Origin of the sequence: Halalkalibacter nanhaiisediminis (assembly GCF_007830185.1) — a bacterium.
Taxonomy (GTDB): domain Bacteria; phylum Bacillota; class Bacilli; order Bacillales; family Bacillaceae_D; genus Halalkalibacter; species Halalkalibacter nanhaiisediminis.
The window spans coordinates 129,652-149,755 of the sequence record NZ_VLKZ01000008.1 but is presented as its reverse complement, the minus strand read 5'-3'; the positions used below and the strand labels follow the sequence as shown (position 1 = coordinate 149,755).

At 37.5% G+C, this 20,104-nt stretch carries 16 protein-coding genes, 1 rRNA gene and 1 pseudogene; 15 read left to right on the top strand and 3 right to left on the bottom strand.

Annotated features, from left to right (window positions below; genetic code table 11):
• Positions 1-229: 229 nt before the first annotated feature.
• Positions 230-345 (top strand): 5S ribosomal RNA (gene rrf / locus IQ10_RS14510).
• Positions 346-572: 227 nt separating this feature from the next.
• Complete coding sequence (gene putP, locus IQ10_RS14505) at positions 573-2,033, top strand: sodium/proline symporter PutP (RefSeq protein WP_144451212.1); 1,461 nt, start codon at positions 573-575, stop codon at positions 2,031-2,033.
• Between the two features lie 286 nt (positions 2,034-2,319).
• Here the strand turns inward: putP and IQ10_RS14500 are convergent, their stop codons facing one another.
• Positions 2,320-3,687, bottom strand: coding sequence for a sigma-54 interaction domain-containing protein (locus IQ10_RS14500; RefSeq protein ID WP_158640053.1), 1,368 nt, complete (start codon positions 3,685-3,687; stop codon positions 2,320-2,322).
• Positions 3,688-3,740: 53 nt separating this feature from the next.
• On the opposite strand from IQ10_RS14500, the gene IQ10_RS14495 reads away from it, so the two are divergent.
• The 3 genes from IQ10_RS14495 to pcaC all read left to right on the top strand — a co-directional run bounded on the left by IQ10_RS14495 (position 3,741) and on the right by pcaC (position 6,259).
• Positions 3,741-4,745: an NAD(P)-dependent oxidoreductase gene (locus IQ10_RS14495; protein WP_144451210.1), complete on the top strand. Its 1,005-nt coding sequence runs from the start codon at positions 3,741-3,743 to the stop codon at positions 4,743-4,745.
• A 101-nt stretch (positions 4,746-4,846) separates the two neighbouring features.
• Positions 4,847-5,524, top strand: a complete 678-nt coding sequence (locus tag IQ10_RS14490) for a GntR family transcriptional regulator (RefSeq protein ID WP_144451209.1) — start codon at positions 4,847-4,849, stop codon at positions 5,522-5,524.
• A 345-nt stretch (positions 5,525-5,869) separates the two neighbouring features.
• A complete protein-coding gene (gene pcaC / locus IQ10_RS14485) occupies positions 5,870-6,259 on the top strand; it encodes a 4-carboxymuconolactone decarboxylase (RefSeq protein WP_144451208.1) in 390 nt (129 codons plus the stop codon).
• A 132-nt stretch (positions 6,260-6,391) separates the two neighbouring features.
• Here the strand turns inward: pcaC and IQ10_RS14480 are convergent, their stop codons facing one another.
• Positions 6,392-7,450 (bottom strand): DctP family TRAP transporter solute-binding subunit, encoded by a 1,059-nt coding sequence (locus IQ10_RS14480; protein WP_144451207.1) that lies wholly within the window; start codon positions 7,448-7,450, stop codon positions 6,392-6,394.
• Between the two features lie 452 nt (positions 7,451-7,902).
• Here IQ10_RS14480 and IQ10_RS14475 point away from each other — a divergent pair, with 452 nt between their 5' ends.
• From IQ10_RS14475 to IQ10_RS18450, 3 genes and pseudogenes are all read left to right on the top strand, one after another.
• Entirely contained in the window at positions 7,903-8,400 is a 498-nt protein-coding gene (locus IQ10_RS14475; RefSeq protein ID WP_144451206.1) for a TRAP transporter small permease, read from the top strand.
• Positions 8,388-9,653, top strand: a complete 1,266-nt coding sequence (locus IQ10_RS14470) for a TRAP transporter large permease (RefSeq protein WP_144451205.1) — start codon at positions 8,388-8,390, stop codon at positions 9,651-9,653. Before IQ10_RS14475 ends, IQ10_RS14470 begins: the two co-directional genes overlap by 13 nt.
• Positions 9,654-9,674: 21 nt before the next feature.
• Positions 9,675-10,499, top strand: a pseudogene (locus tag IQ10_RS18450) (HpcH/HpaI aldolase/citrate lyase family protein).
• A gap of 100 nt (positions 10,500-10,599) precedes the next feature.
• On the opposite strand, the gene IQ10_RS14455 reads toward IQ10_RS18450, so the two are convergent.
• Positions 10,600-11,520, bottom strand: a complete 921-nt coding sequence (locus IQ10_RS14455; RefSeq protein WP_144451202.1) for an AEC family transporter — start codon at positions 11,518-11,520, stop codon at positions 10,600-10,602.
• Between the two features lie 163 nt (positions 11,521-11,683).
• Between IQ10_RS14455 and IQ10_RS14450 the strand changes: the two genes are divergently transcribed.
• From IQ10_RS14450 to IQ10_RS14420, 7 genes are all read left to right on the top strand, one after another.
• Positions 11,684-12,604: a hydroxymethylglutaryl-CoA lyase gene (locus tag IQ10_RS14450; protein WP_144451201.1), complete on the top strand. Its 921-nt coding sequence runs from the start codon at positions 11,684-11,686 to the stop codon at positions 12,602-12,604.
• Positions 12,605-12,629: 25 nt separating this feature from the next.
• Entirely contained in the window at positions 12,630-13,424 is a 795-nt protein-coding gene (locus IQ10_RS14445) for an enoyl-CoA hydratase/isomerase family protein (protein WP_144451200.1), read from the top strand.
• A 39-nt stretch (positions 13,425-13,463) separates the two neighbouring features.
• Positions 13,464-14,234 carry an electron transfer flavoprotein subunit beta/FixA family protein gene (locus IQ10_RS14440; RefSeq protein WP_144451199.1) on the top strand — a complete coding sequence of 257 codons (771 nt, stop codon included), beginning with the start codon at positions 13,464-13,466 and terminating at the stop codon, positions 14,232-14,234.
• Positions 14,235-14,247: 13 nt separating this feature from the next.
• Complete coding sequence (locus tag IQ10_RS14435) at positions 14,248-15,222, top strand: electron transfer flavoprotein subunit alpha/FixB family protein (RefSeq protein ID WP_144451198.1); 975 nt, start codon at positions 14,248-14,250, stop codon at positions 15,220-15,222.
• 18 nt (positions 15,223-15,240) lie between these two features.
• Positions 15,241-17,340: a heterodisulfide reductase-related iron-sulfur binding cluster gene (locus tag IQ10_RS14430; protein WP_144451197.1), complete on the top strand. Its 2,100-nt coding sequence runs from the start codon at positions 15,241-15,243 to the stop codon at positions 17,338-17,340.
• 78 nt (positions 17,341-17,418) lie between these two features.
• Complete coding sequence (locus IQ10_RS14425; RefSeq protein ID WP_144451196.1) at positions 17,419-18,579, top strand: acyl-CoA dehydrogenase family protein; 1,161 nt, start codon at positions 17,419-17,421, stop codon at positions 18,577-18,579.
• A gap of 68 nt (positions 18,580-18,647) precedes the next feature.
• A complete protein-coding gene (locus IQ10_RS14420; RefSeq protein WP_144451195.1) occupies positions 18,648-20,009 on the top strand; it encodes an MmgE/PrpD family protein in 1,362 nt (453 codons plus the stop codon).
• Positions 20,010-20,104 lie beyond the last annotated feature (95 nt).

Sequence of the window (20,104 nt, the reverse complement as noted above, 5' to 3'; positions counted from 1 at the left end):
GCGTGGCGACACGTGGAGCTGACAGATACTAATCGGTCGAGGACTTATCCAAAAACATTCTTGATACGTTGTTTCTTGCATCACGATGAAAGGTGACTTCGCTAAGTGCGTTCACGTCCTGTGAACAACGCCAAGTACCTACGTCGTGTAGGCATTATCTAGTTTTGAGAGAATCCTTTCTTTCAACAACATAGTTGAACAAAGATAATCTTTATCTCATGTTCAAAAGTCCGGTGGCGATAGCGAAGAGGCCACACCCGTTCCCATGCCGAACACGGTCGTTAAGCTCTTCAGCGCCGATGGTAGTTGGGGGCTTCCCCCTGTGAGAGTAGGACGTTGCCGGGCATTTAAAAGCATTCCTTAAAGGAATGCTTTTTTCTTTGTATAAATAAAGGATGCTGTAATGTAAAATACGTTAAATGATTAATTTAGTGTCCATTTCAAACATTATAAATGATTCAGTTTGTCTATATGCTATATAAGATTTTAAAGTATAGCTATAGCTATTTTATATTTTATTGAGAATTTTATAGCTTTTTCTAAGGATGAAAAAAAGAGAACAGGAGGTAGTTATGAATACAGAATTGCTGATTCCTATTATTATTTATATGATTGGTATGTTGTTAATAGGTTATCTCGCGTACAAGCGAACTTCAAATTTATCTGACTATGTGCTAGGAGGGAGATCTCTTGGACCAGGAGTAACCGCACTTAGTGCTGGTGCATCTGATATGAGTGGATGGTTACTAATGGGCCTTCCAGGTGCTATGTTTGTGCAAGGGTTAAGTGCATCATGGATTGCGATTGGTTTGACGATTGGTGCTTACTTGAATTGGCTTTATGTTGCTCCAAAGATAAGGGTTTATACTGAGGTTGCTAATAATTCGATGACGATTCCTTCTTTTTTAGAGAATCGTTTTGGCGATCAATCTAACGCCTTACGATTAATTTCTGGTTTAGTGATTATCGTCTTTTTTACTTTTTATGTTTCTTCAGGAATGGTGTCAGGTGGAGTTCTTTTTGAAACGACATTTAATCTTGATTATCATCTAGGTCTTTGGCTTATCGCATTAGTTGTTATTGCCTATACTTTATTCGGTGGCTTTTTAGCAGTAAGCTGGACAGATGTTGTACAAGGTTTAGTTATGGTGACTGCCCTGATTTTAGTTCCAGCTGTGACTTTAATCGAAATTGGTGGTTTTGGATCAACTTTTAATGAAATTCAAGGAATCGATCCGAAATTGTTCAACATCTTTACTGGGACAAGTCTGTTAGGGGTTATCTCGTTAATGGCTTGGGGGCTTGGCTATTTTGGTCAGCCTCATATCATTGTACGTTTTATGGCGATATCCTCTGTTAAAGAGATAAAAAGGGCAAGACGTATCGGCATAGGTTGGATGATTTTTTCTTTAGTAGGGGCTATGTTTACAGGATTTATTGGAATAGCTTATTTTTCGCAGCAAGGCGTTATCCTCACGGATCCAGAAACAGTTTTCATCAAATTAAGCGAAATTCTATTTCATCCTATTATTACTGGGTTCTTGCTAGCGGCTTTACTAGCAGCGGTGATGAGTACATTATCTTCACAGCTTCTTGTGACAGCAAGTTCGTTAACAGAAGATATTTATAAGACTTTTTTCCGACGATCTGCAAAAGATAAAGAGCTTGTTCTGATCAGTAGGCTATCTGTATTAATCGTTTCCATTATTTCAGTCATCATTTCTCTTAATAATAATGCGACGATTTTGTCTCTCGTTGGATATGCATGGGCTGGATTTGGTGCTGCTTTCGGACCAGTAATTCTGCTAAGCTTATATTGGAAACGCATGAACAAATGGGGAGCACTAGCTGGGAAGATTGGTGGAGCTGGAACTGTGATATTATGGGCCAATATTCCACCACTAGCAAATAACCTTTATGAAATTATTCCTGGCTTTATTGTTAGTTTACTAGCTATTTGGCTAGTTAGCATGTTAACTCCAGCTCCAGATGAGAAAGTGAAAAAAGAGTTTGATAAATATCAATCAGTATAAGTATAGTTTTCTGGAAACTCCACTTTTTTAACCGTGGGGTTTCTTTTTGTTGGGGTAAGATATAAGTACAAAAACAACTAGATTATTTCTTGCTATGTAGATATACAAAAAAACTGCACCTCAATTGTTAGATCGTGTCTAACAATTGGGGTGCAGTTCGATTTCGGTAATGCTTGTTTTTCACAAATAGAAGGATAAAGTAAGGCTGTAAACAGCGTTATAATCATTTCTAACTAAACGATAAAAAATTTATTCAAATCTAAATGAAACTATCCAAATATGAATATTAATTTAATTTGTAATACTTCATTTTTCGTGACATGGTCGGTTGGCTTATTTGAAGCGCCTTTGCTGCTTGGTTAGCATTTTTATATTTAACGAGTGCCGTTTGAATCGTAAACTTTTCGGCATTTTCGACGATCTCTTTTAATGAAGCGAATTCACTGTTTATCGAATATTTAGAAAAATACTTAAATTCAAGTGGTAATTGTATCGTCTCAATACATGACTTGTTGCTTAATACGACTAATCGTTCAATAAGATGCCTTAGTTCTCTAACATTACCAGGCCAATGGTAGTTTTCAAAAGCCTGTAGGACGCTGTGATGAAAATAACGGTTTTGATTATGTTTATTATTATAGTAAGCAAGAAAGTGCTCACACAATGGGATAATGTCTTCCTTACGATTACGAAGAGGAGGAATGTGAATGGGAATGATATTAAGTCGATAATAAAGATCTTCTCTAAAAGTTCCGTTTTGAACCATTTGCTCTAAATTACGATTTGTTGCTGCAATTATTTTGATGTCGAGTTGTTTTGATTCGATTCCCCCTACAGGAGTAACTTTGAGATTTTCAAGAACACGCAAAAGTTTAACTTGTAAATTGAGAGTGAGTTCACCAATCTCATCGAGAAATATTGTTCCATGGTTAGCTTGGGTGAACAGTCCTTTTTTTCCTTGTTTAGTTGCTCCTGTAAAAGAACCCCCTACATAACCAAACAGTTCAGATTCAAGCAAATTTTTTGGAATTGCCCCACAGTTTACTTCTACAAAGGGCATATTTTTACGCTGGCTTGTTTCATGGAGTAGATTGGCAATAATTTCTTTACCAACACCAGATTCACCTAGTAAGAGGACAAGGGAGTCGATTTGTGAGACACGAAAGGCTAGATCAATTACTTTTTTCATAGGTGGACTTTTGTAAATAATATGTCTTGTCACTTTTTCCTTTTGTTTCAATAGTTCTAACTCTTTTTGATACTGTTTTTTGAGTTGCTCACTTCGCTCTATTTCGTTAGATAATCGGTTAAGGTCTGTTAAATTTCTTGTTGTAGTGACTATTTTATCGATTGTACCATTTGAAAATATAGGTGTTCCTGTCACGAGTGCTGTTTTTCCAGTTTTAAACGTTTGCAGCATCGTAACTTCTTTTTTTTCTTCTAATACACGAAGACTTACGATTTTTTTTATGTAGCCTTTATTTTTTAGGTCAAAGAGAGAGTTGCCTTTCCATATATGACTAGGAATACCTGATGTCCTTTCAAATTCCTCGTTCACCCAAATTCCAACAAGATTTTTATCACAAACATAAATCCCATCATAACAGGCGTTAAAGATTGCTTCCATTTCAACGAATGCTAATGAATCAACCATGATCATCACCCTCTTAAATTATTCAAAAATGAATAGATTAAGGATATTGTATAATGGATTCAATATATAAAACAAGGGAAAATTCAATGTTTTCAGGTTTTATACTTGGCATAAATCTTGCATCGGAAATAATGAAAAAAGAAAAAGTGAACATAGAAGGGATGAGAATGATGAGAGTTGGAATTATCGGGATTGGAAATATGGGTGGACGAATAGTGAGAAGATTTTTGGAAGAGGGTGTAGAAGTTGGTGTGTTTGATCTAAATAAAGATGCGCTAGAATCAGTGGCAGCTTTAGGAGCAGAGGTTGTTAAAAGTCCAGCTCAGCTTGCCTTACATTATCAATACATCATTACAATTTTGCCTAACGTTGACATTGTTAAAAAAACGTTGCTAGGTGGTAATGGTTTATTAGAAGGATTTCAGGAAAACAGTGTTTTAATTGAAATGACAACATCAATTCCTTCTGTAACAAAAGAATTGTCAGGAATCATAGAAGAAAAAGGATTTCGAATGATTGATGCGCCGATTAGCGGAGGTGTAAAAAAGGCTGAGGATGGTACACTGACTATCATGGTCGGAGGGAGTAAAGACGTTTTTGCAGAAGCTCAGCCACTTCTAAATCACATAGGTTCAAATATTGTTCATGTAGGTGAAGTTGGAGCAGGGCATACGATCAAAGCGTTAAATAATTTAATATCAGCAACGACCTTAGCGGTCACTGGTGAAGCAATGGCGCTCGGTGTGAAACTTGGTTTAGATCCAAACAAGATGCTTGATGTCATTAATTGTAGTACAGGGAAAAGTTTTTCAAGCGATTTTAAGTTTCCGACACAAGTGTTAACACGAAAATTTGAAGTTGGATTTACCCTTGATTTAATGGTAAAGGATCTAATGATTGCGATGAACATGGCAGAGGAACAAAAAACACCAATGTTTATTTCAAGCGCTGTTTATCAGCTTTGGAAACATGCTTGGACACAAGGCGGATCAGAAATGGATCATACTGCTATCGTTAAATTTATTGAAGAGATGGCGGATGTTGAAATAAAAGCGTGATTTGTTTAATAAACAACATACCTTCATAATAGAAGTTTATTGAATCCATAATTAATTATCTATATACTAAAATTAGTAAAGATAATAACTGAGGTGGAAAGATGGATAAGTTTCGTTTAACTGAGCAAGACCGGGCAACGTTACAATATAGAGTAACAACTAAATTACGTGAAGTTATTTTAAAAGGTGAATTTAAAGTAGGCGATCGCTTAATTCAAGAAGAGTGGGCAGATAAACTAGGAGTAAGTCGAATGCCGATCCGTGAAGCACTTCGACAGCTTGAAGTTGAGGGACTTGTACGTATAGAACCACGTCGCGGTGCCATTGTTACGCCGATTTCAGTGGAAGATATTGAGGAAATTTATCAGTTGAGAGCTTTGTTAGAAGGGCAGGCTGTTGAAAAATCGTTACCTTTTCTAGAGGAAGAAGAAATTAAAGAATTAGAGAATTTGTATGAGCGAATGATCGAGTTAAATGGAGACGAGAAAGATGTCGAAGAGTATATGCAATTAAATGCACGTTTTCACCAAGTGTTACGTGAGGGTTGTCCATGGAGACGAATACATGGGTTGATAGAAGCATTATGGAAAGGGATCCCACCTTATACACCAAGCCTTTTGTCCAATCACTTGCAGGAAGCACATCAAGAGCATTTTATAATGCTAGAATATGTTAAACAAAAAAAACCTAAAGAGCTTAGGGAAGTGATGGAGAAACATATTTTAAGAACACGGGATAATCTTATTCAATTTATTGATAAATCGGGAAATCAGTCTTAATAATGACTCAAGCTGTCGAACTCATCGATAGCTTTTTTAAACTTGTAGCTTGCGAAGCGACCGTGTTGATGTTGACTAATTTAATAAAAAGATCTCCCGCTTTACACAACAAGCTATAGACAAATTATCATGTATCCAGTATCCTATATTTAGTAATTGTTTTTCGATTTTTCAAACAAATATTTCGGAAGGGAGATGACATAACGGTTTAACAACCTAGTAAAAACATCGCTCTTTCTCGATTACTTGTAAGTTTCGAAGTCAGTTTAAAATAATCTCTGTATATTTAATTATGAAAGCGGTTTAAAGCTACTAATTAATTAAGAATCGAAAGGGGTTTTTTTAATGAACGAAGAAAAATTCAATCAAGGTCTTGATGTGCGTCGGAGTGTGCTAGGGGCTGAGTATGTCGATAAATCTATTCAAAATGCAACGGATTTTAATCAAGAGATGCAGGAATTAGTTACCGAGTATTGTTGGGGGGAGATATGGACGAGACCTGGTCTATCAAAACAAACGAGAAGTATGTTGAACTTGGCTATGATCACGGCATTAAATCGACCTCATGAGCTAAAACTTCATGTTCGTGGTGCAATTAATAACGGATTAACAAAAGATGATATTAAGGAAGTATTTTTACAATGTGCAATCTATTGTGGTGTCCCAGCTGCTATCGATAGTTTTAGAACGGCACAAGAGGTTTTTGAAGAAATCGAAAAAGAAGAAAAGCGGTAACAATTAAAAGGTGAGAAGAGTTTCTTCTCACCTTTTAATTATGTCATAGATCGTATACTAATAAATGTTAGAAAGAAAAAAGTTGCCGAATTTAATTCTCGATAACCTTTTACTCAAGTAATATATGTGTTATTATTCGGTTGCATTACCATATTCTTCATTAGCAGCTCGTGCGGCCTCAATGATATCAGCACCGATTGCACTTTCGAATTCTTCATATATTGGTTCTAATACTTGACGAAATACTTCAATTTGTTCCGGCGTCAATTCGATAATTTCAGTTTCACCACGTTCTTTAATAATTTCATAAGCAGCTGCATTTAGTTTTTGAGATTCTTCACGAGCTACACGAGTTCCTTCTTCAACACCAGCTTGAACGATTTCTTTTGTTGCATCATTCATACTATTCCAGAATGTGGTATTAGTGAAGATGGCATAATCAACACGTGTGTGATTCATTACACTCATATAATCTTGTACTTCGTCAAATTTTTTGGATTCAATATTACTAAACGTGTTTTCCTGTCCATCTACAACACCTTGATCTAGTGCTGTGTACAATTCACTGAACGGAATCGATTCAGAACCAGCTCCTAAAGTTGTATAAAGTTCTTCAAGCACTTGTCCCCCCTGTGTACGGAATTTTAAGCCATTAAAATCTTCTGGAGTAACAAGCGGTCGTTCGTTGTTTGTAATATGTTTCCCACCGTTTGGCCACATATAAAGTCCAATTACACCATCACTTTCTAGGCTATTCAAAATTTCTTTTCCTTTTTCACCATCCCAAAAAGCAATTGCTGCTTCGTCATTATCAAACAAGAAAGGGAGAGCAGGTACATTGAATTGTGGATTATGACCAACAAACTTTGTTACATCAGGGGCTATGAATTGGATATTGTTTGCTACTAAGTTCTGATATTCATCTTGGTCACCGAAAAGAGAGCTGTTTGGATAAATTTCAACCTTGATTTTACCACCAGAATGTTCTTCAATATACTCTTTCATAGCTAAGCCACCTTGGTGCTTCGGTGTATTTTCAGAAACAACGTGCGCAAATTTAATCGTCAATTCTTGAATTTCATCACTGGCAGTACCTTCTTCTCCAGCTGAGGTGCTGTCACTGCTACCACCACATGCAGCAAGAACGAAAACAAGTAATACCGTCAACAATCCAAATAGCTTCTTTTTCATAAATAGCTTACCTCCTAATTCTTTTTAAGATTAACAACGAAACAAACTCTTTATCTCTTGAACTAAATAAATGTTACAACTATTAATCACCTCCTTAAGCGTTTTTAAAACCTATTATGAAAGGGCTTACAATTAAATCTGCAATCAACTTTCGCTGAAGTATTTCTCTTATTAATTTAAACAAAAATGACAAATTTTAGATTTAAAGAGTTGCCTTTGGTTTTCGGATACGAAAGTATTTTTAAATTAACACATTTTCTCAGTAGTGTAAATTGAATTTTAAATATTTTGTATTTTCTTATTTTTCTTGCTTGTTTATTTCGATTAGCTGTATTATGATGAATTTCAAGAATGGTATCCAAAATACAATCTTATCGAGAGGAGGGTAAAAAGGGGGATTCCTATCAATGAACTTTATATTGAAATTAAGCTGAAAAGGGTGGTGTGAAAAAATGAAAGTTTTATCTAAAATTGAAAACATTTTTACTGCAGTTTTCTTACTGGCAGGTACTGGAATTAGTCTTTACTCTGTTTTTATGCGTTATGTTGTAGGTTCATCACAGAGTTGGGCAACGGAAATTTTTACGATGCTTTTTGTTTGGGCAATTTTTATCGGGTTTTCTACTGCATTACGAGATGATTCACACATTGTGATCGATGTTGTATATGATCGGGTTGGACCTGGCATGAAGAAGGTTTGCGAAATTGTTACGCTTATTGTTGGAACCGCTTTCAGTGCGTTTTTTATTTGGGCTGGAATGGATATGGTATTAACGGCATATGCACAGGGAATTAGGACAATTGATGTTGGAGTACCTATTTGGATTACGTATTTAATTATGCCGATTGCTGGAGTACTTTTATTGATCCGCTTTATTGAAAAAGCTTATAGGTTTTTTACTAATAAAGTAGACTTGGAAAAAGGAGATGAAGCAGAATGGCAACAGTAGTATTACTATTATTGTTATTTGTATTCCTCTTTTTACGTGTGCCAGTTGCGATCAGTTTAGGCGCATCTAGTATTGTTGCTTTACTCTTGGTCGACTTTTCAGTTAATACCGTTATTCAGAAAATGTTCTCCGGTATAAATAGCACAACGTTAATGGCAATCCCTGGGTTCGTTTTGGCTGGATTACTTATGGCGAAAGGCGGAATATCTAAATATTTAATTGATTGTATCCGAGTCTGGATTGGTCATACAAAGGGTGGTTTGTCAGTTGTTACAGTTGTTACTTGTATGATTTTTGCTGCAATTTCTGGTTCTAGTCCAGCAACTGCTGCAGCTATCGGAGCTATTATGATTCCTATGATGGTTAATGCAGGATACGATAAAAAATATGCAATGGGGCTTGTTGCCTCAGCTGGTACGCTTGGAATCTTAATCCCACCTTCGATCCCTCTCATTCTTTATGGAGCTGTATCTGAAGAGTCAACAGGAAAGCTGTTTTCTGCAGGAATATTACCCGGTCTTTTATTAGGTGGAGTGTTAATTGTTTACGCGATTTTTATTGCTTATCGGAAAAATTACGGAGGTTTGGAAAAAGTACCAATGTCAGAACGTTGGCAGCCGACAATAAAGGCTTTTTGGGGATTAATCATGCCAGTATTAATTCTTGGTAGTATTTACACTGGTGTCGTTACTCCAACAGAGGCTTCTTTCTTAGCTGTATTATATTCAATCATTGTTTCGGTATTTATTTATCGTGAATTGACATGGGATAAGTTCACTAAAATTATGTCAGAATCTGTTAACACGACTGCGATGATTTTCTTAATCATTGCCTCCGCACTTGTCTTTGGAATGTTTTTAACAACAGAACAAGTTCCACAAGCGTTTGCAGCATGGGTCAGTGACAGCGAATTTAATAAGTGGACGTTCTTAATCATTGTAAACATCTTATTCTTTATTCTTGGTATGTTTTTGGAACCAACAGCGATTATTCTTATTACGTTACCGATTTTACTACCTATAATCCAGGCTTTGGATATCAACGTGATTCATTTTGCGATTATCATGGTTGTAAATATGGAGCTGGGTATGATCACACCTCCGGTTGGCTTAAACTTGTTTGTGGTTAGTGGAATAGTCAAAGATAAAGTTGAAAACGTTATCAAAGGTGTAGTTCCGTTTTTTGGATTATTCATATTTGTATTAATTTTAATTATGTTATTTCCTGAAATCTCCTTATTTCTCACAAGATAAACAAAAAGGAGGAATTTCATTTTGGAAAGATCTTATTTATTCGTTCCAGCAGATCGTCCAGAACGAATAAGAAAAGCAATAGAAAGTCCATGTGATGCTGTGATAATTGATCTTGAAGATTCCGTTGCCTTTGATAAAAAGGCAACGGCTCGTCAAATGGTTGTAGAAACTATGAATCAGTTTAGCAATTCTTTGAAAAAAATATATGTCTGAATAAATAATAGTCAAAGGGCGTTTTGGTTAGAAGATGTCGCATTTGCTGTACGAATTCCGTTTTCAGGTGTTATGCTTCCAAAAGCTGAGTCCGCAGAGGCTATTTATAAGTTGAAAAAGGAATTGTCAGCAAACCAATGGATCTTTCCAATTATTGAAACAGCAAAAGGTATGGTTTCTGCATCTGAATTAGTAACTTCGAGTAAGAAAGTTAGCCGCCTTGCATTTGGTGCGATCGACTATTGTCTTGACCTTGGTATTTCAAAGACCGTTTCCCAAGATGAACTGCTTTATCCTAGGTCAACACTTGTTGTTGCATCAAAAGCTGCAGGAATAGATCCTCCAATCGATACTGTCTTTACTGATTTTAAAGACGAGAACGGGTTGAAAGCGGAAACGGACTGTGCAAAGCAGCTAGGCTTACTAGCTAAATTATGTATTCATCCTAACCAGGTTAAGATAGTTAATCGAATTCTTACTCCATCTCCTGAAGAACTATCTTGGGCTAAAAAGGTTATTAATGCTTTTGAAGAAGCAGAGGAAAAGGGAATTGCTGCGATTAGTTTGAATGGGAAAATGATTGATTATCCTGTTTATAAACAAGCAGTAGGGATTGTGCTTAGAACGTTGTAATTTACGCGTATCGGATATTTTAAAAAGCGTTGAAAAAATCTCAACGCTTTTTTGGGGTTTTAAAGAAAAAGGATAGTGTGTAAGAGGAGATAGTATTGACTTAAAATAAGACCTTTGAAAGATAGATGACGACAGTGACTGTAACCATACTAAAGACAGTTGACGCAAGCACGGTTTGAGCAGCAAACTCTGGTTCATTTTTGTATTCCTGTGCAATGATCGCACTGTTAACAGAACTTGGCATTGCCGAAGAGATAAACATCGCCTGTGCAGCTACGCCATCTACTTGCAAAATCAAAATCGCCACGTATGCAAGGGCAGGACTAAGAATCAAACGAACGAAGACACTTAAATAAACGGTAAATAAATTTTTTGAGAATTTAAGTTGGACCACTTGAGCTCCTAGTGTTAATAAGGCAATTCCGATGAGTGCATCTGCTATATAGCTTGTTGGTGTGTACAAAAAAGAAGGCAACTTGATGTTAAAAACATTTAATATGATCGCTGTTAACATCGCATAAGTTATTGGTAATTTAAGATATGTAATAAATGCTTTTAACTTGCCAAGGCTTGCGGCTTGAAGAGTGAATACCCCGTAAGAATAAACGAGTAGGTTTTGAAAAGTTAATACAATTACTTGTATCGACATGGCATAGGGGTCTTGACGAAAGACGAGGTCGTTGACTGGAACACCGTAATTTCCAGAATTATAGAAAAGTGCACTGTGAGAAAAGGAAATTCGCATGCTTTTGTTGAAATGAAATAGACGACTAAAAAAACTGGATACAAAATACAAAAAGACAGTTAGGAATATAAAAAAAAGAAAAACATCCAAAAATAATTGCCACGTAAATTCAGTTTCATATAGTCTAACAAATATTAATCCTGGCACTAAATAATAGATATTTAATTTTGCTAGAGTATTTAAATCAAGATGGAAAGTGCGGTGCATCAAGGCCCCGATAGCGACAATCACGAAAATGGGGACAATGATATTAATAAAAATCATTAGAAGTTCCATACCTTTACACATCCTTTTTACAAGTTTGAAATAAATACAATATACCATAATGTGTTTAAATGAATAATAAAAATTTTTTGAAAATATAGACAAAAAATATTGGATACGATATCCTAAGCGTATAAACAAATATAAATTGGTTTTCCAAACAAGGGGGAAGGAAATGAACTGGCCACAATCAGTGAACATTAACGAAGTCGTGTTACGAGATGGGTTGCAGCTTGAACAAAAACTATTAACAACTGATGAAAAGAAAATTATCGCAATGGAGTTATTGAAAGCGAATGTGAAGACGATTGAATTTGGTTCATTTGTACATCCAACACTTGTACCGCAAATGGCGAACAGCGGGGAACTGTACAATAAGTTAAACGATACTAATAGGATAACATTGATTGCTTTAATTCCCAATTTAAAGGGAGCGGAGACAGCGGCAATATTCGGGGTAAAGCAACTAAACATCGTATTTTCAGCAAGTAATACCCATAATTTGCAGAATATTCGTCAAACAACAGAACAATCACTTGAGAATTTTAGAATTATCAAAGAATTCTGTGATCAAAATGGTATGAAACTTGATGTATCCATTGCAACCACATTTGGATGCCCGTTCGAAGGTGAAGTGTCTGTCAGTCAGATCCATTTGATTGTTAAACAAGTGATCAACGCGGGGGCAAATGTAGTGACGTTGGCAGATACAACTGGAATGGCAAATCCGAGACAGGTTTATGAACTGAGTAGCAGTTTGCTTGATCAATTTCCAGAGCAAACATTTAATCTTCATTTTCATAATACAAGGGACATGGGTCTGACAAATATTTTAGCTGGGGTTCAAGCAGGAATAAGAAGCTTTGATACCGCTCTTGGCGGATTAGGAGGATGCCCATTTGCACCAGGAGCAACCGGTAATGTTTGTACGGAAGATGTTGTCCATATGTTACATAGTATGGGAATAGACACAGGGATCGATTTAGACCAGTTAATTGAAACCGCTTCTATTTTGGAACGTCTCATTGGTCACGAGCTACCAAGCTGTATTTTAAAAGCAGGAAAATTTGATCGTAAATATCCGATTCCATCATAAATACGAGTAAAGAGAGGGAAATATTATGACAAATTGGGAAACGATTACATTAGAGCAAGATCAAGAAACAGAGGGTATATATACACTGACGTTAAATCGCCCAGAAGCGATGAATTCGCTAAATACACAAATGGCGCTTGATCTAATTCAATGCTTTACCTATTTAAAAGAACAGAAGGATTTACGTGTACTCATTTATACAGCCTCGGGTGAAAAAAGCTTCTGCGTTGGTGCTGATTTGAAAGAAAGAAAGGGAATGACAAATGAGCAATGGCATCGCCAGCATGATATTTTTGAAGAAGCGTATGCAATGATTCGAAATTTCCAGTATCCAGTTATTGCTGCTGTTAACGGGTATGCTCTTGGTGGTGGAATGGAAATGATGCTAAGTTGTGACCTTCGAATTATTGCTGATCATGCGAAAGTAGGCTTGCCCGAAGTTAAAATCGGTATTATCCCAGGTGTTGGCGGGACGCAACTGTTACCACGGGCGATTCCAGTTGGTCTTGCAAAAGAATTTCTGTTCCGAGGTAATCAGATTCCTGCTGAACGGGCAAAGGAAGTTGGTCTAGTAAATGATGTTGTGCCTGCATCGGAGTTAATCGATAAAGCGTTAGAAATTTCTAGAGACATTGCTAAAAATGCTCCATTATCATTGAAAGCTATAAAGCAATCGGTTAACAATGGTTTGCAGACAGATCTTAATACTGCATTAACCATTGAGTTAGATCAATATTACAAATGCGCTAATTCTGAAGATCGTCAGGAAGGCATAATGGCCTTTAATGAAAAACGGAAACCAAATTGGCAGGGGAAATAAAAACAAAAAATCAGCCAGTGATCAGAGAGGAATGATTTGATGAACATTTTCGTAATTATGAAGCGCACATTCGAAACGGAAGAAAAAATTTCCCTTAAAAATGGTGTGATTGATCAAGGAGGGGTTGAATTTATTATCAATCCTTACGATGAATATGCAATTGAAGAAGCGATAGTCTTGCGAGATGAACATGGTGGAGAAGTGACAGTTGTAACAGTAGGAGAAGAGGAAGCGGAGAAAGAACTTCGAACTGCTCTTGCAATGGGAGCTGATAAAGCGGTGTTAATTAATAGTGAAGATGTAGAACAACTCGACCAGTTCACGACGGCTACACTACTCGCTACTTACTTAAAGGAGAAAGAGTATGACATCATTCTTGGAGGCAATGTTACGGTTGATGGTGGGTCCGGACAAGTGGGTCCTCGAGTCGCTGAGTTATTAAAGATTCCACAAGTGACAACGATTACAAAGCTTCAAGTTGTAGATGGGCATGCGACAATCGTTCGTGATGTAGAAGGGGATGAGGAAACAATAGAAGTTACTTTACCAGTTCTTGTTACCGCTCAACAAGGATTAAATGAGCCGCGATATCCATCATTGCCCGGGATTATGAAGGCAAAAAAGAAGCCACTTGAAAATCTTGATCTAGATGATCTTGATTTAGAGGACGATGATGTTTGCGCAAAAACGAGTACAGTGGAGATTTTTCTGCGTCCAGAAAAAAAAGCCGGAAAAATACTTCAAGGGGATATTGAAAATCAAGTAAAAGAAGTCATAGCACTACTGAGAACAGAAGCGAAAGTCATTTAATAGGGGGATTATGATGGCGAGAAAAGTAATTGTAGTCGGAGAAGTTCGAAGTGGAGAATTACGAAATGTATCGTTTGAAGCGGTTGCTGCAGGAAAAGTAGTAGCAGATGGTGGGGAAGTAGTTGGTGTTTTACTTGGAGAAAGTGTTACCGACTTAGCGAACCAATTGATTCATTATGGAGTGGATCGTGTTGTCGTTGTCAACCATCCAGAGTTGAAAAGTTTTACAACAGATGCGCATCAGCAAGCGTTATTGCAAGTGTTCGATCTAGAAAATCCAGAAGCTGTCATACTTGGACATACGGCGCTTGGAAAGGACGTATCACCTCGACTAGCGATGAAACTTAATGCAGGTCTGATTTCAGATGTTATTTCAATTGAAATTCAAGGTGATGAACCTGTATTTACTCGTCCAATTTACTCAGGGAAAGCATTTGAGAAGAAGAAAATCAATGAGGGTGTATTATTTGCGACGATTCGTCCAAATAATATTGCTTCACTTGCAAAGGACGAGACACGTTGTGGAGATGTCTCGACATTAACTGTAGATCTTAAAAATTTACGTACGATCATAAAAGAAATTGTGCAAAAATCAACAGGCGGTGTCGATTTAACTGAAGCGAAAGTTGTTATTGCTGGTGGACGTGGTGTAAAGAGTAGTGAAGGATTCAAACCGCTTCAAGATCTTGCTAACTTACTTGGTGGTGCAGTTGGGGCTTCAAGGGGTGCGTGTGATGCTGATTATTGCGACTACTCTCTCCAAATTGGTCAAACAGGAAAAGTCGTTACACCTGATTTATATTTTGCAGTGGGTATTTCAGGTGCTATTCAGCATTTGGCTGGTATGTCCAACTCTAAAACGATCGTCGCGATAAATAAAGATCCTGAAGCACCTATCTTTGAAGTGGCTGATTATGGAATCGTAGGGGATTTGTTTGAGGTTGTTCCTTTATTAATTGAAGAGTTAAAGGCAGTCCACTCATTATAGAACTTAGGAGTGTTAGTTATGTCCGTTCTTTCGTTTGTCAATTTGTTTCTTTTTCTTATGGTAACTGGCTATGCTCTCTACCTTTTTATAACTCTTGTCAAAACAAGATATCAATATATTAAGCTAGGGAAAAAGGCCGAATTTAATCATACAATGAAAGAACGTTTTGATACAGTATGGGTGAATGTATTTAGACAAAAAAAGCTGATGAAAGATAAGAAAAGTGGGATTATTCATCTCATGCTCTTCTATGGTTTTCTGCTCGTTCAGCTTGGAGCGATTGATTTAATTTGGAAAGGGATTGCGGTAGGATCGCATTTACCATTCGGCTCAGTCTATCCTTATTTCACCCTTTTTCAAGAATTCGTTGTGCTGATGATTTTAGTAGCCGTTGGATGGGCGTTCTATCGACGTTATATTGAAAAGTTGGTTCGATTAAAGCGAGGTTGGAAAGCTGGTCTTGTCCTCATCTTTATTGGGGGCTTGATGACATCAAAGCTTCTTGCAAAAGGTATGGAAATCATTTGGCTTGAAAAATCGTTAAGTGGATTCGAGCCAGTTGCATCTGGTCTTGCTGCTATATTTGGGTGGATCAGTCCATTAGTTGCAGGTGTATTATTTTTCCTTTTTTGGTGGATGCATTTGTTGTTTTTACTTACATTCCTTGTTTACGTACCACAGTCAAAGCATGCTCATTTGATAGCCGGTCCTGCGAATGTGTTTTTAGGTCGGACACACAAAGTTGGTCAACTATCAACGATTAACTTTGAAGATGAGAATAAAGAAGTGTTTGGAATTAATAAGATTGTAGACTTTAACCAAAAGCAGCTTCTTGATCTCTATGCATGTGTTGAATGTGGACGTTGTACAAATATGTGTCCTGCAACTGGAACTGGAAAGATGTTATCGCCAATGGATTTAATCGTAAAAATGCGTGATCACTTAACAGAAAAGGGAGCAGCAGTTACATCGAAATCGGCTTGGTTGCCGCAGTTTGTTTTCTCGAATACATTGGCAAATCAGCTTGCGATGCAAGGCACGGGCGGTTTAGAAGCGGCGGCAGGTTATGATGTCAGTTTAATTGGTGATGTCATTACAGAAGAAGAAATTTGGGCTTGTACGACTTGCCGAAATTGTGAAGATCAATGTCCGGTAATGAATGAACATGTCGACAAGATCATTGATATGCGCCGTTATCTCGTCCTAACTGAAGGTAAGATGGATAGTGATGCACAGCGCGCAATACAAAACATCGAGAGGCAAGGTAATCCGTGGGGGATTAGCCGTAAAGAACGTGAAAATTGGCGTGAAGGTCGTGATGACATTTATGTACCTACTGTTAAGGAGTTGGAGAAGGAAGGTGAAGAGTTTGAATTTCTTTTCTTTGCTGGATCTATGGGGTCCTACGACAAGCGCAGTCAGAAAATTGCGCAATCATTTGCAAAAGTATTAAATGAAGCTGGAGTGACTTTTGCGATTATCGGAAACAAGGAGAAAAATTCAGGTGACACACCACGTCGTCTCGGTAACGAGTTTCTATTTCAGGAATTAGCAACTTCAAATATCGAACTTTTTCTAAAGTATAATATCAAGAAAATCGTAACAATTGATCCTCATGCTTATAACACATTTAAAAACGAGTATCCAGAGTTCGGTCTTGAAGGAGTAGAAGTGTACCACCACACAGAGTTACTGGCAAAGTTACTTAGTGAAGGTAAGATTAAACCGCAGCGTGAGGTAAATGAAACCATTGTGTACCATGATTCGTGTTACCTCGGCCGTTATAACGAGGTATATGACCCACCCCGAGAAATTTTACAAGCTATTTCAGGTGTCAAACTTGTCGAGATGGAGCGAAATCGTGACAGGGGAATGTGCTGTGGAGCGGGTGGAGGAATGATGTGGATGGAGGAAGATGTAGGCCAGCGAATAAATGTGGCACGGACCGAGCAAGCGCTTGAAGTTAAGCCTTCTATTATCGGCACTGGATGTCCGTACTGTTTAACGATGCTTAGCGATGGAACAAAAGCAAATGAAGTTGAAGAAGATGTTCAAACTCTTGATATCGTTGAAATCCTTGAAAAATCACTTATTTTGCAGGAAAAGAAAATTGGTTAATAACAGTTAAATAGTTCGTCATTCTATTCACTCAAGTGAATGGCAAAAATCTATGAATATACTAAGGGGGATTTAACCATGGCAGTTAGTACAAAAGTAGAATTGGATTTAATACGTAGCAGTGTTCGCGCTCTTTGTGAGAGATTTCCAGAAACTTATTGGAAAGAAACAGATGAAAAGCATGCCTACCCTGAAGAATTCATTAAAGCTTTAACCGAAGAAGGTTGGTTATCAGTCTTAATCCCAGAAGAATATGGTGGAGCAGGACTCGGGATGGTGGAGGCTGGAGCGATTTTGGAAGAAATCAATCGCTCTGGAGGGAATGCAGGTGCGGGTCATGCACAAATGTATACGATGGGTGCTGTTCTAAGACATGGTAATGAGGAGCAGAAGCAACGCTTTTTACCTAAAATCGCGAGTGGCGAATTACGCTTGCAAGCGTTTGGAATTACAGAGCCTACAGCAGGAAGTGATACAACGAGTATTACGACAACTGCAGAACTAAGAGGAGATCGTTATATTGTTAACGGTCAGAAAATTTGGACTTCTCGCGCTGAATATTCGGACTTAATGCTGTTACTTGCAAGAACGACATCGAAAGATAAAGTTGCGAAAAAAACGGACGGATTAAGCTTGTTCATTTTAGATATGAAGGACCAAAAAGATAACATTACGATTCGTCCGATTGATACCATGATTAACCACGCGACAACTGAGGTGTTTTTAGAGAATGTTGAGATACCGGTCGAAAACTTAATTGGAGAAGAAGGAAAAGGCTTCCGTTATGTATTAAGTGGAATGAATGCCGAGAGAGTTCTTATTGCATCAGAAAGCATCGGTGATGGGATGTATTTTATTGATAAGTCTGTAAATTACGCGAATGAGCGCATCGTTTTTAATCGTCCAATTGGACAAAATCAAGGTGTACAATTCCCGATTTCAAAAGCGTATATGGACATTGAAGCTGCAAAATTAATGCGTGATAAGGCAGCAGAGATGTTTGATGCTGGTGAGAATTGTGGAGCGGAAGCGAACATGGCAAAGTACCTTGCTTCTGAGGCAACTTGGAAAGCTGCAAATGCTGCTATGGATACTTATGGTGGCTATGGTTTTGCGACAGAGTACAATATTGAACGGAAATTCCGTGAAGCTCGATTGTTTATCGTTGCGCCAATTACAAACAACCTCGTCGTCAGTTTTGTTGGACAGCATGTACTAGGTTTACCACGTTCTTTTTAAATTAACTTTGGTCCTTGTTATACGCAGGGACCTTTCACATTCATTCAGTAGTTAAGGGAGGAAGAATAATGGAGTTAAGCCCAATGATAGCTCGTTATATCACAATGACTAATTATGAAGATTTACCGGATGAGGTTATTTCATTTACGAAATTGTGTATTCTAGATTATTTTGGTTCGGCATTTGCGGGGGCAAAGAAGGAACCCATTCAAATGATTGATGAGCTTGTTAAGGAAATGGGAGGAGAAGAGCAGGCGACATTAGTGACTGGTGGAAAATCATCAGTGATGAATGCGGCATTTGTAAATGGAGCGGCTAGTCATATCGTCGAATTAGATGATATTCATAAAGCTTCGATCATTCATGCGGCTACTGTTGTTGTTCCTGCTGCGCTTGCTATGGCAGAATGGAAAGCTTTAAGCGGAAAAGATTTGATTACAGCCGTTGCTATTGGATATGAAGTCTGTTATCGCATCGGTGAAGCAGTGACTCCTTCACATTATTATTACTGGCATAATACAGCAACATGCGGAACGTTCGGAGCCACTGCTGCCAGTGCTAAATTACTTGGACTCAACGAAGAAGAAATCATTCATGCATTAGGGAATGCTGGAACTCAAGCGGCCGGCTTATGGGAGTTTATTGAAGACGGGGCAATGACAAAGCAACTTCACCCTGGTAAGGCAGCTATGAACGGAGTAATTAGTACCATTCTTGCGAAAAAAGGATTTACTGGCGCCCGTAAAATTTTAGAAGGTAACCGAGGATTCTTTAAGGCGATGAGCGAAAAGTATGATGAAAATAAAGTGATTAATCGCCTAGGAGAAGAATTTAAAATTGTAGAAAATTCATTTAAGATCCATGCATCTTGTCGTCATACTCATCATGCAATGGATTTAATGATTGAATTGGTAAAAGAAAAACAAATTAATGTAGCAGACGTTGATAACATTATTGTAAGGACATATCAGGTAGCGATTAATATTACAGATAATGTTGATCCGACAACGCAATACGCTTCAAAATTCAGTTTGCAATTTTGTACAGCTCTTGCCTTGTTAAAAGGACAAGGAGGTCTTGATGATTTTAATGATGCCACGCTTTGGGATGAAGAAATTCGTTCGTTAATGGAACGTGTAAAGGTAGTCGTCGATCCAGAAATTGATGCGGCGTATCCTGAAAAGTGGGGAGCTAAGGTTGATGTACACCTGAAAAATGGAAGTATAATTACGAAACAAACCGACTTTCCAAAGGGGGACCCAGAAAATCCAGTGACATCAGACGAGTTGATTGACAAGTTTATGAAATTGGCAAAAGATTTACCGATTGAGCAGCGGAAAATATTTGCTAGTAGGGTACTAGCGTTAGAAACTTTGGATACCATTTCAGAACTTTTTGAGTCAGTTAAGACAATTGATAGTTTAGGATAAATAGTTAACTATTGTCGTGAAAAGACTGAAAACCTAGTAGTTGGTTTTCAGTCTTGTTTTCTTAAAATATATGAGTTCAGTGGAGAGCTTTTAAG

Coding starts and splice junctions, on each gene's coding strand:
- IQ10_RS14435 (WP_144451198.1), top strand. CDS start 14,248: ATGGCGAGAAAAGTAATTGTAGTCGGAGAAGTTCGAAGTGGAGAATTA.
- putP (WP_144451212.1), top strand. CDS start 573: ATGAATACAGAATTGCTGATTCCTATTATTATTTATATGATTGGTATG.
- IQ10_RS14470 (WP_144451205.1), top strand. CDS start 8,388: ATGGCAACAGTAGTATTACTATTATTGTTATTTGTATTCCTCTTTTTA.
- IQ10_RS14500 (WP_158640053.1), bottom strand. CDS start 3,687: ATGGTTGATTCATTAGCATTCGTTGAAATGGAAGCAATCTTTAACGCC.
- IQ10_RS14420 (WP_144451195.1), top strand. CDS start 18,648: ATGGAGTTAAGCCCAATGATAGCTCGTTATATCACAATGACTAATTAT.
- IQ10_RS14445 (WP_144451200.1), top strand. CDS start 12,630: ATGACAAATTGGGAAACGATTACATTAGAGCAAGATCAAGAAACAGAG.
- pcaC (WP_144451208.1), top strand. CDS start 5,870: ATGAACGAAGAAAAATTCAATCAAGGTCTTGATGTGCGTCGGAGTGTG.
- IQ10_RS14475 (WP_144451206.1), top strand. CDS start 7,903: ATGAAAGTTTTATCTAAAATTGAAAACATTTTTACTGCAGTTTTCTTA.
- IQ10_RS14455 (WP_144451202.1), bottom strand. CDS start 11,520: ATGGAACTTCTAATGATTTTTATTAATATCATTGTCCCCATTTTCGTG.
- IQ10_RS14495 (WP_144451210.1), top strand. CDS start 3,741: ATGGATTCAATATATAAAACAAGGGAAAATTCAATGTTTTCAGGTTTT.
- IQ10_RS14450 (WP_144451201.1), top strand. CDS start 11,684: ATGAACTGGCCACAATCAGTGAACATTAACGAAGTCGTGTTACGAGAT.
- IQ10_RS14440 (WP_144451199.1), top strand. CDS start 13,464: ATGAACATTTTCGTAATTATGAAGCGCACATTCGAAACGGAAGAAAAA.
- IQ10_RS14425 (WP_144451196.1), top strand. CDS start 17,419: ATGGCAGTTAGTACAAAAGTAGAATTGGATTTAATACGTAGCAGTGTT.
- IQ10_RS14430 (WP_144451197.1), top strand. CDS start 15,241: ATGTCCGTTCTTTCGTTTGTCAATTTGTTTCTTTTTCTTATGGTAACT.
- IQ10_RS14480 (WP_144451207.1), bottom strand. CDS start 7,450: ATGAAAAAGAAGCTATTTGGATTGTTGACGGTATTACTTGTTTTCGTT.
- IQ10_RS14490 (WP_144451209.1), top strand. CDS start 4,847: ATGGATAAGTTTCGTTTAACTGAGCAAGACCGGGCAACGTTACAATAT.